This is a genomic window from Novosphingobium nitrogenifigens DSM 19370 (genome assembly GCF_000192575.1).
Lineage (GTDB): Bacteria > Pseudomonadota > Alphaproteobacteria > Sphingomonadales > Sphingomonadaceae > Novosphingobium > Novosphingobium nitrogenifigens.
On record NZ_GL876933.1, the window covers coordinates 277,655 to 290,893 of the forward strand.

The 13,239-nt window shown below is 64.9% G+C and carries 15 protein-coding genes; 10 read left to right on the forward strand and 5 right to left on the reverse strand.

Features of this window, described 5'->3' with window-relative positions; translation table 11 throughout:
* The 5 genes from Y88_RS11315 (at position 1) to Y88_RS11335 (ending at position 4,416) form a co-directional block, all read left to right on the forward strand.
* Entirely contained in the window at positions 1–1,236 is a 1,236-nt protein-coding gene (locus Y88_RS11315) for a murein hydrolase activator EnvC family protein (RefSeq protein WP_008069347.1), read from the forward strand.
* An 87-nt stretch (positions 1,237–1,323) separates the two neighbouring features.
* Positions 1,324–2,655, forward strand: coding sequence for a S41 family peptidase (locus tag Y88_RS11320; protein ID WP_008069348.1), 1,332 nt, complete (start codon positions 1,324–1,326; stop codon positions 2,653–2,655).
* Between the two features lie 25 nt (positions 2,656–2,680).
* A complete protein-coding gene (locus Y88_RS11325) occupies positions 2,681–3,178 on the forward strand; it encodes a disulfide bond formation protein B (protein WP_008069349.1) in 498 nt (165 codons plus the stop codon).
* Positions 3,175–3,696, forward strand: a complete 522-nt coding sequence (locus Y88_RS11330; RefSeq protein ID WP_008069351.1) for a demethoxyubiquinone hydroxylase family protein — start codon at positions 3,175–3,177, stop codon at positions 3,694–3,696. Before Y88_RS11325 ends, Y88_RS11330 begins: the two co-directional genes overlap by 4 nt.
* 123 nt (positions 3,697–3,819) lie before the next feature.
* Entirely contained in the window at positions 3,820–4,416 is a 597-nt protein-coding gene (locus tag Y88_RS11335; protein ID WP_018075707.1) for a hypothetical protein, read from the forward strand.
* 105 nt (positions 4,417–4,521) lie between these two features.
* Here Y88_RS11335 and fabI read toward each other — a convergent pair whose 3' ends face one another.
* Genes fabI through Y88_RS11350 form a run of 3 tightly spaced genes read right to left on the reverse strand, consistent with a single transcriptional unit; the run spans position 4,522 to position 7,397 of the window.
* The gene (gene fabI, locus Y88_RS11340; RefSeq protein ID WP_008069354.1) at positions 4,522–5,325 is read right to left on the reverse strand and encodes an enoyl-ACP reductase FabI; all 804 of its coding nucleotides are present in this window, start codon (positions 5,323–5,325) and stop codon (positions 4,522–4,524) included.
* Positions 5,322–6,446 (reverse strand): YihY/virulence factor BrkB family protein, encoded by a 1,125-nt coding sequence (locus Y88_RS11345; protein WP_008069355.1) that lies wholly within the window; start codon positions 6,444–6,446, stop codon positions 5,322–5,324. The genes fabI and Y88_RS11345 overlap by 4 nt, the downstream gene beginning before the upstream one ends.
* Positions 6,447–6,449: 3 nt before the next feature.
* Positions 6,450–7,397 carry a DnaJ C-terminal domain-containing protein gene (locus tag Y88_RS11350; RefSeq protein WP_008069357.1) on the reverse strand — a complete coding sequence of 316 codons (948 nt, stop codon included), beginning with the start codon at positions 7,395–7,397 and terminating at the stop codon, positions 6,450–6,452.
* 229 nt (positions 7,398–7,626) lie between these two features.
* On the opposite strand from Y88_RS11350, the gene pdxH reads away from it, so the two are divergent.
* Together pdxH and Y88_RS11360 are read left to right on the forward strand one after the other, a co-directional pair.
* Complete coding sequence (pdxH, locus tag Y88_RS11355; protein WP_008069360.1) at positions 7,627–8,250, forward strand: pyridoxamine 5'-phosphate oxidase; 624 nt, start codon at positions 7,627–7,629, stop codon at positions 8,248–8,250.
* Positions 8,251–8,261: 11 nt separating this feature from the next.
* A complete protein-coding gene (locus Y88_RS11360; protein WP_008069362.1) occupies positions 8,262–9,272 on the forward strand; it encodes a cation diffusion facilitator family transporter in 1,011 nt (336 codons plus the stop codon).
* A gap of 20 nt (positions 9,273–9,292) precedes the next feature.
* Here the strand turns inward: Y88_RS11360 and Y88_RS11365 are convergent, their stop codons facing one another.
* Positions 9,293–10,429, reverse strand: a complete 1,137-nt coding sequence (locus tag Y88_RS11365; RefSeq protein ID WP_026166928.1) for a serine hydrolase domain-containing protein — start codon at positions 10,427–10,429, stop codon at positions 9,293–9,295.
* A gap of 145 nt (positions 10,430–10,574) precedes the next feature.
* Here Y88_RS11365 and Y88_RS11370 point away from each other — a divergent pair, with 145 nt between their 5' ends.
* Positions 10,575–10,865, forward strand: a complete 291-nt coding sequence (locus Y88_RS11370; protein ID WP_008069365.1) for a hypothetical protein — start codon at positions 10,575–10,577, stop codon at positions 10,863–10,865.
* Positions 10,866–10,886: 21 nt separating this feature from the next.
* Here Y88_RS11370 and mnmA read toward each other — a convergent pair whose 3' ends face one another.
* Positions 10,887–12,056, reverse strand: coding sequence for a tRNA 2-thiouridine(34) synthase MnmA (mnmA, locus tag Y88_RS11375; RefSeq protein WP_026166929.1), 1,170 nt, complete (start codon positions 12,054–12,056; stop codon positions 10,887–10,889).
* A 165-nt stretch (positions 12,057–12,221) separates the two neighbouring features.
* Here mnmA and Y88_RS19195 point away from each other — a divergent pair, with 165 nt between their 5' ends.
* Positions 12,222–12,566 (forward strand): hypothetical protein, encoded by a 345-nt coding sequence (locus Y88_RS19195; protein WP_157132640.1) that lies wholly within the window; start codon positions 12,222–12,224, stop codon positions 12,564–12,566.
* A complete protein-coding gene (gene sciP, locus Y88_RS11380) occupies positions 12,563–12,862 on the forward strand; it encodes a CtrA inhibitor SciP (RefSeq protein WP_008069374.1) in 300 nt (99 codons plus the stop codon). Before Y88_RS19195 ends, sciP begins: the two co-directional genes overlap by 4 nt.
* Positions 12,863–13,239 lie beyond the last annotated feature (377 nt).

A 13,239-nucleotide genomic window follows, 5' to 3' on the forward strand; every position in this document is an offset into this window, starting at 1 on the left:
GTGCCAGCCCTGTCGCTTCGCAGCAAGGCTGCGCTGATGGCTCTGGCCGCCTTGCCGCCTGCGCTGGGGGCGCTTGCGCTTGCCGCGCTCGCCGACGACGCGCCTTATGCCAGCAGCGGCGAGGCAGGTCAGGCGCTGGGTTCGGCCGAGCGTTCGCTTGCCGATGCGCGGGCTCGGGCCGAGCGGCTCGATCGCGATGCTGCGTCCGCGTCGCAGGCGCTTGATCGCACGGCGCGCGAGGCGGCGGCCGTTGCCGCGCGCATTCAACAGGCCGAAGCCGAAATCGGTCTGGCCCATGCCCGCATTGCCGTGATCGACCGGCAGCGCACGATCCTGCGGCAGCGGATCGCGCGGCGCGAACAGCCGCTCGTCCGCCTGACGGCTGCCTTGCAGATGATGGCACGTCGCCCGCTGGTCTTCAGTCTCCTGCGCGCAGACAGCCTGCGTGAAACCGTCTGGTTGCGTGCGACGCTCGAAACCATGTTGCCCGAAGTCGCCCGCCGCACTGCCGCCTTGCGCGCCGAACTGATTCGCGGGCGGCAGTTGCAGCAAGAGGCACGGACGCTCGCCGCAGGGCTCGGGCAGAGCCGCCAGACGCTGGCCGCGCGGCAAAGGGATCTGGTCATGATCGAGAGCCGCCAGCGCGTTGCGTCGCGCGCGGCGTCGGGCAATGCCAGCCGCGAAGCCGACCGCGTGCTCGCTTTGTCGGAAGAGGCACGCGATCTGGGCGCGCTCGTCACGCGCCTGCATCAGGACGATGAGCTGGCCATGCGCCTTGCCGCCTTGCCCGGACCGGTGGCGCGTCCGGCTGGCGGGGCCGGGGTAACGGGCAACTTTGTCCTGCTCGATCGTCCGGCACCTGCCGTGGTCGCGCATTTTTCCGGAATCCTGCCGGTCACCGGACGGCTGGTCAGCGGATATGGCGAAATGACCCCGACCGGCCCGCGCCAGGCGATCGTCTTCGCTCCGGCAGGCGGGGCACAGGCGGTGGCGCCCGCCGATGGCCGGATTGCCTTTGCCGGGCCCTATCGCGGGTACGGGCGGATCGTCATCATCGAACATGACGGCGGCTGGTCGTCGCTGGTGACCGGGCTCGGGCGGCTCGACGCGGCGGTGGGCGACCGGGTGGTGCAGGGCGCGCCGATCGGGGCGGCCGAACCGGGACGCCCGCAAGTCACGATCGAACTGCGCAAGGACGGGGTGCCGGTAAACCCGATGGAATTCCTGCATCCGTGAGTTTCGCGTATCTGCCGCATCTGGCAATCGGCGCGCAGGGGCATTAGAAGCCACGGTTCAAGCGTTTGTATTCCGCGAAAGGCCCTCATGGCGAAACGCCCGTCCACCTTGCTGCGTGTCACTGCCCTCGCGACAGCGGTTGCCCTTGTTCCGGTGGCGACGGCGGGGCTTGCCGCAGTCGATGCGCGGACTGGTCCGCAGTTTTCGCGGCTGATCGAAGTCTATGACAAGATCAAGGAAGCCTACGTCGATCCGGTCGACGACGACAAGCTGGTCAAGGGCGCGATCAACGGGATGCTGGCGTCGCTCGACCCGCACAGCAGCTATCTCGACGCGCGCGACATGGTCAATCTCAAGACCCAGACCGAAGGCTCGTACGGTGGTCTCGGGCTCAGCGTCACGATGGACGACGGCGCGGTCAAGGTCATTGCCCCGACCAAGGGCAGCCCGGCCGATCTCGCCGGGGTCAAGGCGGGCGACTATATCACCCATCTCAACGGCAAGCTGATCTATGGCGGTACGCTCGACGATGCGGTGGACCAGATGCGCGGGCCTCCGGGCACGAAAATCAGCCTGACGCTCTATCGCCCCGGCCGCGACGATCCCGTCGACGTGACCATCACGCGCCAGGTGATCGAATTGAAATCGGTCGAATCCAAAGTGATCGACAAGGTCGGCGTGATCTCGGTCTCGAGCTTCAGCGCCAATGTCGCGGTCAATGTCAACGACGCCTGGACCAAGATCCGGGCCGAGACGGGCGGGCACCCCAATGGCCTCATCCTCGACTTGCGCGGCAATCCGGGCGGTCTGCTGGACGAGGCGGTGGCGCTGTCCGACCTGTTCCTCGAAAAGGGCACGATCGTGTCGCAGCGCGGTCGTTATGCCCGCGATACCGAAGTCTATACCGCGACCCCGGGCGACATCGCGCGCGGGCTGCCGATCATCGTGCTGGTCGACGAAGGATCCGCGTCAGCGTCGGAAATCGTCGCCGGTGCGCTCCATGACCAGCACCGCGCGCTGATCATGGGCCAGCGTACCTTCGGCAAGGGCAGCGTGCAGACGGTCATCCCGCTCAGCCGCGATTCCGAGCTCAAGCTGACCACGGCGCGTTATTACACGCCGTCGGGCCGGTCGGTGCAGGAAGGCGGGATTTCGCCCGACATCGTCGTGCCGCAGATTTCCGATCCGGACCTGCGCAAGCGGGCCGAGCGGGCCTATCGCGAAAGCGACTTGCGCGGCCATCTCGTCAACGAGATCAAGGATGACAAGGAACTGGAAAAGGACACGGCACAGGATCCCCGGTTCAAGATGTCGGCCGACGAGTTGAAGGCCAAGGGCATCACCGACTTCCAGCAGTGGTACGCCTTGCAGACGATCGGACACACCACGAGTGCCTCGATCGCATCCCGTCGTCATTGATGCTGCCCATCGGAACGCGAACCAGATGACCCGACCCGCTTCCCTTTCCTCGACGCTGGGCCTTGCCCGGCTGCTTGGCCTGCTCATTCCGGCAGGGGCCATGGCGACGGCACTTGTCGCCCAGTACGGTTTCGATCTGGCGCCTTGTGAAATGTGCTGGTGGCAGCGCTATGCCCATATCGCTGCGCTGGTTCCCGCGCTTGCCGCTTTTGCAGTGCGCGATCCTCGCGCGGTTCGCTCGCTGGTCCTGCTGGCGGCGGCCTGCGTCGCGATCAGCGGGCTGATCGGGGGCTATCACGCGGGGGTCGAATACCATTGGTGGCAGGGCATCACGACCTGTTCGTCGATCAAGCTGTCGGGTGATCCGCTCGACGCCATTCTCAATGCGCCGGTGATCCGTTGTGACGTGCCTGCATGGACGCTGTTCGGGATCAGCATGGCGGGATACAACTTCCTGGGATCGTTGACGGCGGCTCTGGTGATCGCCGTTCTGGCAGCAAAAGGTGGAAAGGCCGGGAAATGACCACTGACTCCAAGCAATTCGAACGGATGATCCGCGTCGATCAGGCGGGAGAATACGGGGCCACCCGGATCTATGCCGGGCAACTGGCGGTCATGGGCGACCGGGCTCCGCATTCGTCGGAAGTCCTGCACATGGCGCAGCAGGAAGAAGATCACCGGACCCGTTTCGATGCGCTGATGGCCCGTCGCGGCGTGCGTCCGACGGCCTTGCAGCCCTTGTGGTCGGTCGCAGGCTTCGCACTGGGCGCGGCGACGGCACTGATCGGACCCGAAGCGGCCATGGCCTGCACCGCCGCGATCGAGACCGAGATCGACCGGCACTATACCGAACAGCTCGAGGAACTGGGCGAGCGCGATCCCGAACTGGGCGAAATGATCCGCGAATTCCGCGATGACGAACGCGATCATCGCGACGCGGCGATGGCGGCGGGCGCGGAAAAGGCCCCGGCCTATCCGGTGCTGTTCCACGCCGTCCGCCTTGGTTGCCGCGCCGCGATTGCCCTTTCGACGCGGATCTGAACGCCCGGCCTTTCGATTATCGAATCGGTCAAATAATTGACTCCGGCCAAGGATCGGGGTTCCACTACCGTTCAGGGGATGAAGGCCCTATAGGGGCAGCGATCCCAGCTGGAGAATGCCGTGATGAAGCGCCTGATGATCCCTGCTGTCGTCCTGACTGCCATGTTCGGGGCTGCCATGGGCAATCCGGCATTTGCCGCCGAACCCCAGCACACCACGACGGTGCAGGGTGAGGAAAAGGTCAACCAGCTGATCGTGTTCGGGAACGACCCGTGCCCGGCCTCGACCGATGCCCAGATCACCGTTTGCGCGCGCAAGGATGAAGGCGAACGCTATCGCATCCCCGTGCCGCTGCGCGACAACCCCAATTCGCCCCGCAACGAAGCTTGGACCGAAAAGGTCAAGGCTTATGAAACCGTGGGTGCGTTCGGCACCAATTCGTGCTCGCCTGCGGGGGGAACCGGGGCGACCGGCTGTCTTTCGCGCCTGATCCATGACGCCTATGCCGAGCGCAAGCAGTCGAGCGACGTGCAGTTTGGCAAGCTCATTCAGGCAGAGCGGGAAAAGCGTCTGCAAAGTGTCGATGCGGACGCGGCGGCCGAGCAGGCTCGCGTGGAAACGCTCGAAAAGGAATATGACGCCAAGCTGGCGAAGGAACGCGCCGAAGGTGAGGCTCCTGCTCCCGAGCCGACCGCAACGCCCCAGACGGGACACCAGTAAGAAGGCGGGTCACCAGTAAGAGGCTTGAGCCCGCCATCTGTGCTGGCGGGAAAGTAACCGGCCCCGCCCGTCACCGGACGGGCAGGGGCAAGGTCATACAGGAAATCAGCCGAGCGAGATGTCCGGCGCATCTTCCTGCTTCATGCCGACAAGGTGATAGCCTGCGTCGACGTGGTGCACTTCGCCGGTCACGCCCGCCGAAAGATCCGACAGCATGTAGAGTCCGGCCCCGCCGACGTCGTCGATGGTGACATTGCGGCGCAGCGGCGAATTCAACTCGTTCCACTTGAGGATGTAGCGGAAGTCGCCGATCCCGCTGGCGGCCAGTGTCTTGATCGGACCGGCCGAAATCGCGTTGACGCGGATGCCTGCCGGACCGCAGTCGTTGGCCAGATAGCGCACGCTGGTTTCGAGCGCAGCCTTGGCGACGCCCATGACGTTGTAATGGGGCACGACCTTTTCGGCGCCGTAATAGCTCAGCGTCAGGATCGACCCGCCCTGCGGCATCATCGGCAGCGCGCGCTTCGTCACGGCGACGAGGCTGAAGACCGAGATGTTCATGGTCAGCAGGAAGTTGTCGAGCGTGGTATCGTAATAGCGCCCGCGCAGCTGGTTCTTGTCCGAAAAACCGATGGCATGGACAATGAAATCGATCGTCGGCCAGCGGTCGGCGAGCTTTGCGAAAGCGGCATCGAGTGCGTCCATGTCAGAGACGTCGCAATCGATCAGGAAATCGCTGCCCAGGCTCGCGGCCAGCGGGCGGACCCGCTTTTCCAGTGCTTCGCCCTGATAGGAAAAGGCCAGCTCCGCACCCTGTTCGTGCAGCTGCTTGGCGATTCCCCACGCTAGCGACTTGTCATTGGCGAGGCCCATGATCAGGCCGCGCTTTCCCTTCATCAATCCGGTCATGCGCCCTCATGTTCGACAGTAGCATTCGTTTCCCGTTCGCGAAGCTGCGCTTTCAAGGCGGCTTCGCGATCGTCGGCCTGTCCCAGCATGTCGCGTTCTTCCGGTGTTTCGGCGAGCGCGGCGTTGAGTTCGGCACCTACGACCATCCCTAAGCCCACCAGCCAGAAAAAGAAAAGCGCGATCATCACGCCGGCCAGGCTGCCGTAGGTCAGATCGTAGGTGAAAAGATAGCGCAGCAGCTTGGGCAAGGCGATCGTGATGGCCTGCCACCAGCATGTAACGAAGAGGACGCCCGGCCATTTGGGGTATCGGCGGCCGCGATAGGGTTCGGGCGTCAGTGTGACAAATATGATCCACAGCGCCGCAAAAAGCAGGGGCGTGGGCAGGAACCGGGACAGCGCGAGGCCCGCGATCCATCCGTCGAGCTCCGGCGCAAGGGCAAAGAGGGCTTCCTGCGCCCCGGCGATGGCGACTTGCGCGGTGATCGCCAGCAGGATCAGCACGACCGAGGCGAGAATGAGGCCGGTCGATCCCAGCCGTCGTTCCCAGAATGCCCGCGTCATTCGCGTGCCGTAGGCGCGGCGCAGAACGTCGCGGATCGTTTCGACCAGGCTGCCCACGGTCCACAGCCCGACCGCGCCCCCGATCCACAGCAGCGATCCGGTCCGCGCCTCGAGCACGCCGCGCGCGACCGGGCCGAGAACGCCTGCGACGACCGGCGGCAAGGCGGCAAGAACAGTGCTGAGCGCGGCTTCGCGTTCGCTGGCTTTCCCCAGAAGCGAGAACAGCGCCGCGCCGGTGATGCAGAAGGGGAACAGCGAAATCAGCACCATGTAGGCGAAATTGCCCGCATGGATGGTGCCGTCGTTGATGACCCCGGCCCAGACCCGGCGAATCACTTTGATCGTGCGGGGTGTGGCGGCAAGCCGCTGGACTTGCGCGTCGAAAAAGCCCGAACTGAGATGCAGGGCGCGCTTGCGCCGCGCCTCGGGCGAAAGGCTGGGCACGATTGCTTCGGGAACGAGCGGCGCAGGCGCAAGGCCGTCAGGCGGAATGTCTCCGCAGGGATCTGTATCGGGCGCACCTGATGGCCCGGTGGCGGGGTCGTCACCGGGCCTCATGGTTTATACGCCGAGCCGGCTGCGCGGGTTGCGCGTGTCTTTCCAGCCTTCGAGACGCTGGCGCAGGTCCGCATCGTCGGAAGGCAGGTCGATCACCAGCGTCACCAGCTGGTCGCCGCGCTCGCCGTTCTTGCGCAGGAAGCCCTTGCCCTTGAGGCGCAGCGTGCGACCGCCGGTGGTGCCGGGGGCAACCGTCAGCATGACCGCGCCGTCGACGGTCGGCACTTTGACCTTGGCGCCGTTGATCGCCTCGTCGAGCGTGATCGGCACGTCGACGCGGATATTGTCGCCGTCGCGTTCGAAAAAGGCATGGGGCGCAATCTCGATGGTGACGATGGCGTCGCCGAAACCGCCCGGTCCCGCATCGCCCTTGCCGCCAAGACGCACTTGCTGTCCGTTTTCGACACCGGCGGGCAGTTTGAGGTCGATGGTCTTGCCGTCGCGCAGAGTGATGCGCTGGGGCGCACGGGTCGCTGCGTCGACGAAAGGCACCGCAAGGCGATAGGTGACATTGGCGCCTTTGGGCGGGGGCGGACGACGTCCCCCGAAACCGCCAAAGCCGCCGCCGCCCTGACCTCCGCCGCCCATGCCGCCGCGTCCGCCGAACAGGCCTTCGAAAATGTCGCCGATATCGTGGCCTTCGCCGCCGAATCCTTCGAAACCGTCGTGACGGAAACCGCCCTGGCCGCCGCCGGGGCCGCCCCGGCCAAAGCCGAACGGCGCAGTGGGGTTGCCTTCGGCGTCGATTTCGCCGCGGTCGAACTGCGCCCGCTTGTCCTTGTCGGACAGGAGATCATAGGCCTGCGTCACTTCGGCGAAGCGGTCGGCGGCCTTGGGATTGTCCTTGTTGCGGTCGGGATGAAGCTCCTTGGCAAGTTTGCGATATGCGGACTTGATGTCCTTTTCGGTCGCGTTGCGATCGACGCCAAGAGTGGAATAAGGGTCTGCCATGATCCTGATAGCTAGGGATGCTGCCCTGTTCCTGCAAGATTTTCACCGCACCGGAGCGGTGCTATTTGTCATTTCGACGTGCCCCGACAGGCGACTGGCGAGCGAGGCGCTGATTATCTAGAGCATCTTGCCTAGACATGGTTCATGACACTGTCGTTGACGGCGATCATGGCGGCAGTGTCCAGTCCGGTCGATGTCCTCGATCTCAGTCAAACGGAAGCAAGCCACGATGCCGACGCCCAAGGATGTTGCCCCCGCCGCCGATGTCATTCCTCACGGCGATCCTTTCGCCCTGTTCGAGGACTGGTTCGCGCAGGCAAGCGTGAGCGAACCCAACGATCACAATGCCATGGCGCTCGCCACCGCGACGCCCGACGGGCATCCTTCGGTACGGATGGTCCTGCTCAAGGGACACGGGCCTGACGGCTTTGTCTTCTACACCAACTTTCACAGCCGCAAGGGCGGGGAACTGGCCGCCAATCCGCATGTCGCGCTGCTGTTCCACTGGAAAAGCCTGCGCCGCCAGATCCGGATCGAAGGGCCGATCACGCAAGTGACGCCAGCCGAGGCGGATGCCTATTTCGCCAGCCGTCACCCCGAATCGCGGCTCGGTTCGGCGGCCTCCGATCAGTCGCGCCCGCTCGAGAACCGGCAGATCTATCTCGATCGCGTGGCCAAGCTGCGCGCAGCCTATCCCGACGGCAATGTGCCCCGGCCCGAACACTGGTCGGGATACCGCGTCCGTCCCGAGCGGATCGAATTCTGGCATGATCGCGATTTCCGCCTGCATGAACGGCGGCGTTTCGACCGTCTCCCCGACGGCGGCTGGACCAGCACGCTGCTTTACCCCTAAGGCGCCTGGCGATGAACGACACCACGACCCCGGTATCTGCTCCGCCCCCGGCCCCCATTTCGGCGGTGGACATGGCCGCGCTCAATCGTCGTGCGGCTCTGGCGTCGATGTCGGTGGCGACGCTGCTGCTGGGCATGAAGATCTGGGCGACGATCTCGACGGGATCGGCGGCCATGCTCGGCAGCCTTGCCGATACCGCGCTCGATCTCGTGGCGAGCGTCTCGACGCTGCTCGGGGTCTCGATCGCGGCGATCCCGGACGATGCGGGCCATCGCTTCGGCCACGGCAAGGCCGAGGCGCTTGCTGCGATGTTCCAGGTCGTGCTGATCTCGTTGTCGGCCTTCGGGCTGGCGCTTCGTTCGATCCAGCAATTCTTTGGCCACGGCCCGGTCGAGGATCCCGGCTCGGGCATTCTGGTGTCGGTCATCGCGATCATCGCGACATTCGCGTTGGTCGCCTATCAGCGTCATGTGATCCGCAAGACGCAGAGCCTGGCGATCAGCACCGATCATTTCCACTACCTTTCCGATCTCGTCCTCAATCTGGCGGTGATCGTCGCGCTCGTGCTCGATCACTGGGCGCGGATTCCGGGCGTGGACGAAATTTTCGGGCTGGCCATCGCGGTCTGGCTGGGCCGGGGGGCGTGGGAAGCCTCGCAACAGGCGATCGAGCAATTGATGGACAGCGAATGGCCGCTCGAAAAGCGCGAGCGTTTCCTCGCGGCCATTCCGCATCATCCCGCGCTCAAGGGCATTCACGATTTCCGCACGCGGACCAGCGGGCGGCGCGATTTCGCGCAGTTCCATATCTGGGTCGACGGACGCATGAGCGTTGCCGCCGCGCACAAGGTCATGGATGTGATCGAGGACGGGCTGCACAAGGAATTTCCCGAGGTGGAAATCCTCATCCACACCGACCCGGAAGGGCTTGTCGATGAAGGCCCGCTCGGGTCGAACGACGTGCTCCCGCACCAGGAGCAGGACATCAGCCCGGCTTTGCTGGTTCAGGGGCGCCTGCGCTGATCTACGTCCCGTTCGGGGGGTCAGCGGAACAGCCCGACGATGTCGCCGAGGCGGCTTGCTACCCGGTCGAGATGATCTTCGGGCGTCATGCCCAGCCGGACGACCACGAGGTGCAGCGAGGGCGAAACCAGCACGAATTGTCCCAGATGCCCTTCGCAGGCGAAGAGATCGGAGGGGCCACGTTCGGGAAACAGCGATGCAGCGCCCGTGGTGGGGCGGCGATTGAGCCATAGCTGTGCCCCGTATTGCGCCTCGCGCGGGGAGGGGGCCGTCATGAAATCGATCCACTGCCGGGGCACGAGTTGCGATCCCCCGGCCGCGCCCTTGTGCCGCAGGAATTCGCCGAACAGCCCCCAGTCGCGCGCTGTCGCATCGACCACGCTGCCGCCGAGGAACGTGCCCGAAGCATCGAATTCGGGCACTGCCGAATGCATTCCGACCGGATCGAACAGGCGCGTGCGCAAATAGTCGGCGACGGCGCGACGACGGCTTTCGGGATCTCCGGCAGGCGCGAGCACCCGCGCGGCAAGATCGGCCAGAATGACGCTGGTATTGGTCGAATAGACCCATTTGCGCCCCGGATCGTATTCGAGCGGCTGGTCCTCGGCATAGCGGGCCATGTCGTCGCGTCCGTCGAGGAAGAGCATGCGCACTTCGTCGGAACGGAACGGGGGATCGCCGCCTTCGACATGGCGCAGGCCGGACCGCATCTGCAAAAGCTGGCGCAAGGTGATTTCCCCACGCGGATCGCCGGGGCGCTGCCAGGTGGGAATGGGGGCCGGGTCGTCGAGTCGCAGGCGTCCGTCCGAGACGAGCATGCCGATCAGGACGCCGGTGATCGATTTGGCCATCGACCAGCTGATGAACCGGGTGTTCCGATCATAGCCGGGGCCATAGCGTTCGGCGACCAGCTTGCCGTCGTGATAGACGAGCAAGGCGCGGGTTTCCCCCGCCTCGGGCGCCTTGAACAGTGCATCGATGCCGCGCGCGAGAGCTTCGCGCCCCGAATCGGCGTCGCCGTCGGGCAGGCCGGGGTCGGCGACGACCGCCTGGAGCGCGGCGGGCGCGAGCCCGCTCGACACCGGTTGGGAATGACAGCCGATCAAGGCTGGCACCAGCGCAAGGGGGGCGATAAGGACAAGCCGGTTCGGTCGCATCGGCGCCGACCATTCCTTCACTTCGTTCGCCCGGGCAATGACAAACGCGCATCCAGATCACGGTTCTCCCCAGCAGGATTCCCTTGGAGGGGGTGCGCAGCCCATTCTTGAGCGACGTCGCCGCCGCCGGATTTGGCGTTGGGTCGTGCTGGTGCTGGTCGGGCTCGTCGGATTCGCGGTGTGGCAGATCTGGTCCCCGGCGCGCCGTTATGCCGTGACTGGCGCGTCCTATGGCGCGCGGGTCGCTTGTTCGTGCCGTTTCGTGGGCGGACGCAGCCTTGGCGATTGCCACAAGGACATGGAAGGCGCCGTCGCCTGGGTCCATTTGAGCGAGGATGCGAGCGCGCGCAGCGTTACCGCGAGCTATCCCCTGCTCGCCAGCCAGACCGCGACCTATCGCGAGGGCTGGGGGTGTCAGCTCCAGCCCTGGAAATGAGGTTCGGCCTCAAAGGCGCGATCAGGCAGTGACGGCGTTTTCGGTCGATTCGATCCAGCCGCCGCCGACCACCCGGTCCCCGGCATAGATCACGGCCGCCTGTCCGGGCGCCACGCCATATTCGGGGGCGAAAAAGCGGATCGTCGTTGCCGCGCCCTCGCCAAAGGGGCCTTCGACTGCGACCGGGACGGGTTTTGCCAGCGAACGGACTTTGGCGGTCAGCGCTTCGTCCGGGCCGGGCATCGGGCCGATGCGGTTGGTTTCGACGATATGGGCGCGATCGACCGCGAGCATGGCCTTGGGCCCGACCAGAACGCGCCGTGCGGGCGCGTCGAGCGCGACCACATAAAGCGGTTCGGCCTGTCCGCCGATTTCGAGGCCGCGACGCTGCCCGACCGTATAGTGGATGATGCCCTTGTGCTGCCCCAGCACTTCGCCGGTGGCCGCGTGGACGATGTCGCCCGCAACCGAGCCTTCGGGCCGGATTGCGCTCACCACCCGGGCATAGTCGCCGTCGGGGACGAAGCAGATGTCCTGGCTGTCGGGCTTGGCCGCGACGCCGAGGCCGAGTTCGCCCGCGATGCGGCGCACGTCCGGCTTGGCAAGGCCGCCCAGCGGAAAACGCAGGAACGCCAGTTGCTCGTCGGTGGTGCCGTAGAGGAAATAGGACTGGTCGCGCGCGGGATCGACGGCGCGGTGAAGCTCGGGGCCCGTCGCGGTCATGACCCGGCGGACATAGTGGCCGGTCGCCAGGCAATCCGCGCCAAGATCGCGGGCCATCGCCATCAGATCGGTGAACTTGGGCCCCATGTTGCAACGGATGCAGGGGATCGGGGTCCGGCCGGAGAGATAGTCGTCGGCAAAGCGTTCGACCACCGCTTCGCGAAAGTCGGATTCATGGTCGAACACATAATGGGCAAAGCCGAGCCGGTCGGCGACCGCGCGCGCGTCGCGGATGTCTTCTCCGGCGCAGCAGGCGCCCTTGCGGCCGGTGGCGGCGCCGTGGTCGTAGAGCTGAAGCGTGACGCCGATCACTTCGGCACCGCTGCGCGCGGCAAGGGCGGCGACCACGGAACTGTCGACGCCGCCGGACATTGCAACGACGATGCGGCAGTCTTGCGCCGGACGGGGCAAGTCGAACAGCGCGGCAGGATCGGTGATGGGATCAGAAGTGATGGAGGGACCAGTCATGCCCGGCCCATAGGCGTTTTCGGCCCATGACGCCATGATCTCGATCGGTTTGGGGACGGCATGGCCGGTCGGGGCTGCGGCTTTGGTCGGGTATTCGTATTCCTCACCGAGAAGTGAAGCGGCCTTTTACCCTCCGTTATCCACACCTGCGCTAGATCGCAGGTCATGAGCATGGTGCTGACCGATTCCCATCTCTTCGACACGGCTTCCGGCGAACAGACGCTGAGGCCGCTGGGTTGGAGCGAATTGTGTGCCCGGTTGGTCGCTGCGCAGGACTTGCGTCGCGACCAGCGGAGGGCCTCGTTCATCCTGCCTGACGTCGCAGGCACGCATGTCGGCAGCTTTCATCCCGTAACGGCCCTTATGCTTGAAAGCGTGGGGTGGCATGAAGAAGTCATTAACCCTGATGTTTCAAGTTATGGAAAACAGAAAACGGCCAAACTCGTTGACAGCAATACCCCCCCTATGAACCCCCAACTAGGCGCGCCAGGCCGACGAGATTTGCCATGATGGAAAACCAGAAAATCAGGCCGTCACAAGTGATTGGCCCCTTGGGCGAACCCCTCACGCTCGAGAACCTGCCTCCCCCCAACACCACCCGGTGGGTGGTCCGCCGCAAGGCCGAAGTGGTCGCTGCGGTCAATGGCGGTCTTTTGACCATTGACGAAGTGTGTGAACGCTATGGCTTGACGCTCGAGGAATTTGCCTCGTGGCAGCGGGCTGTCGATCGTTCCGGGATGCAGGGTCTGCGCGTGACCCGGATCCAGCACTATCGCGAGCTCTACGAGCGCCAGCAGAAATATTGATCGCGCTTCGCAACAGCGTTCCGCGTTCAAGCAGAAAAAGGGCCGCCCGTCATTCCGACAGGCGGCCCTTTTCCGTTGGTGCGATGCGGTATTGGAAAAAGCGGCGGAAAGTGCGGCAATCTCGCGATTGCGCCATTTGGGAGGCAGATGGGGAAGGATCGCCAAGTTATTCGTAGAGGATCAATTGCAACTTGTCGGATCGCACTCTATTCCCGGACCGATCCTGTTAGGGTTTACGCCAGATCAAGTCCTTGGGTCGTGCATGGGGCATGAACCGGGATACGATGGTAACCGCCGTGTGAAGTCTTGTCTTTGCAGGGCGCTGCGTATCCTGACGATGTTCATCGGCGGGTCATATGGGGGACCCATGTCGGGGA

Bases quoted from the DNA above. Each gene is read 5' to 3' on its own strand.
- sciP (WP_008069374.1), top strand. From the start codon at position 12,563: ATGATGGAAAACCAGAAAATCAGGCCGTCACAAGTGATTGGCCCCTTG.
- Y88_RS11365 (WP_026166928.1), bottom strand. From the start codon at position 10,429: ATGCGACCGAACCGGCTTGTCCTTATCGCCCCCCTTGCGCTGGTGCCA.
- pdxH (WP_008069360.1), top strand. From the start codon at position 7,627: ATGCCGACGCCCAAGGATGTTGCCCCCGCCGCCGATGTCATTCCTCAC.
- Y88_RS11350 (WP_008069357.1), bottom strand. From the start codon at position 7,397: ATGGCAGACCCTTATTCCACTCTTGGCGTCGATCGCAACGCGACCGAA.
- Y88_RS11335 (WP_018075707.1), top strand. From the start codon at position 3,820: ATGAAGCGCCTGATGATCCCTGCTGTCGTCCTGACTGCCATGTTCGGG.
- Y88_RS11360 (WP_008069362.1), top strand. From the start codon at position 8,262: ATGAACGACACCACGACCCCGGTATCTGCTCCGCCCCCGGCCCCCATT.
- Y88_RS19195 (WP_157132640.1), top strand. From the start codon at position 12,222: ATGAGCATGGTGCTGACCGATTCCCATCTCTTCGACACGGCTTCCGGC.
- fabI (WP_008069354.1), bottom strand. From the start codon at position 5,325: ATGACCGGATTGATGAAGGGAAAGCGCGGCCTGATCATGGGCCTCGCC.
- mnmA (WP_026166929.1), bottom strand. From the start codon at position 12,056: ATGACTGGTCCCTCCATCACTTCTGATCCCATCACCGATCCTGCCGCG.
- Y88_RS11325 (WP_008069349.1), top strand. From the start codon at position 2,681: ATGACCCGACCCGCTTCCCTTTCCTCGACGCTGGGCCTTGCCCGGCTG.
- Y88_RS11320 (WP_008069348.1), top strand. From the start codon at position 1,324: ATGGCGAAACGCCCGTCCACCTTGCTGCGTGTCACTGCCCTCGCGACA.
- Y88_RS11345 (WP_008069355.1), bottom strand. From the start codon at position 6,446: ATGAGGCCCGGTGACGACCCCGCCACCGGGCCATCAGGTGCGCCCGAT.
- Y88_RS11330 (WP_008069351.1), top strand. From the start codon at position 3,175: ATGACCACTGACTCCAAGCAATTCGAACGGATGATCCGCGTCGATCAG.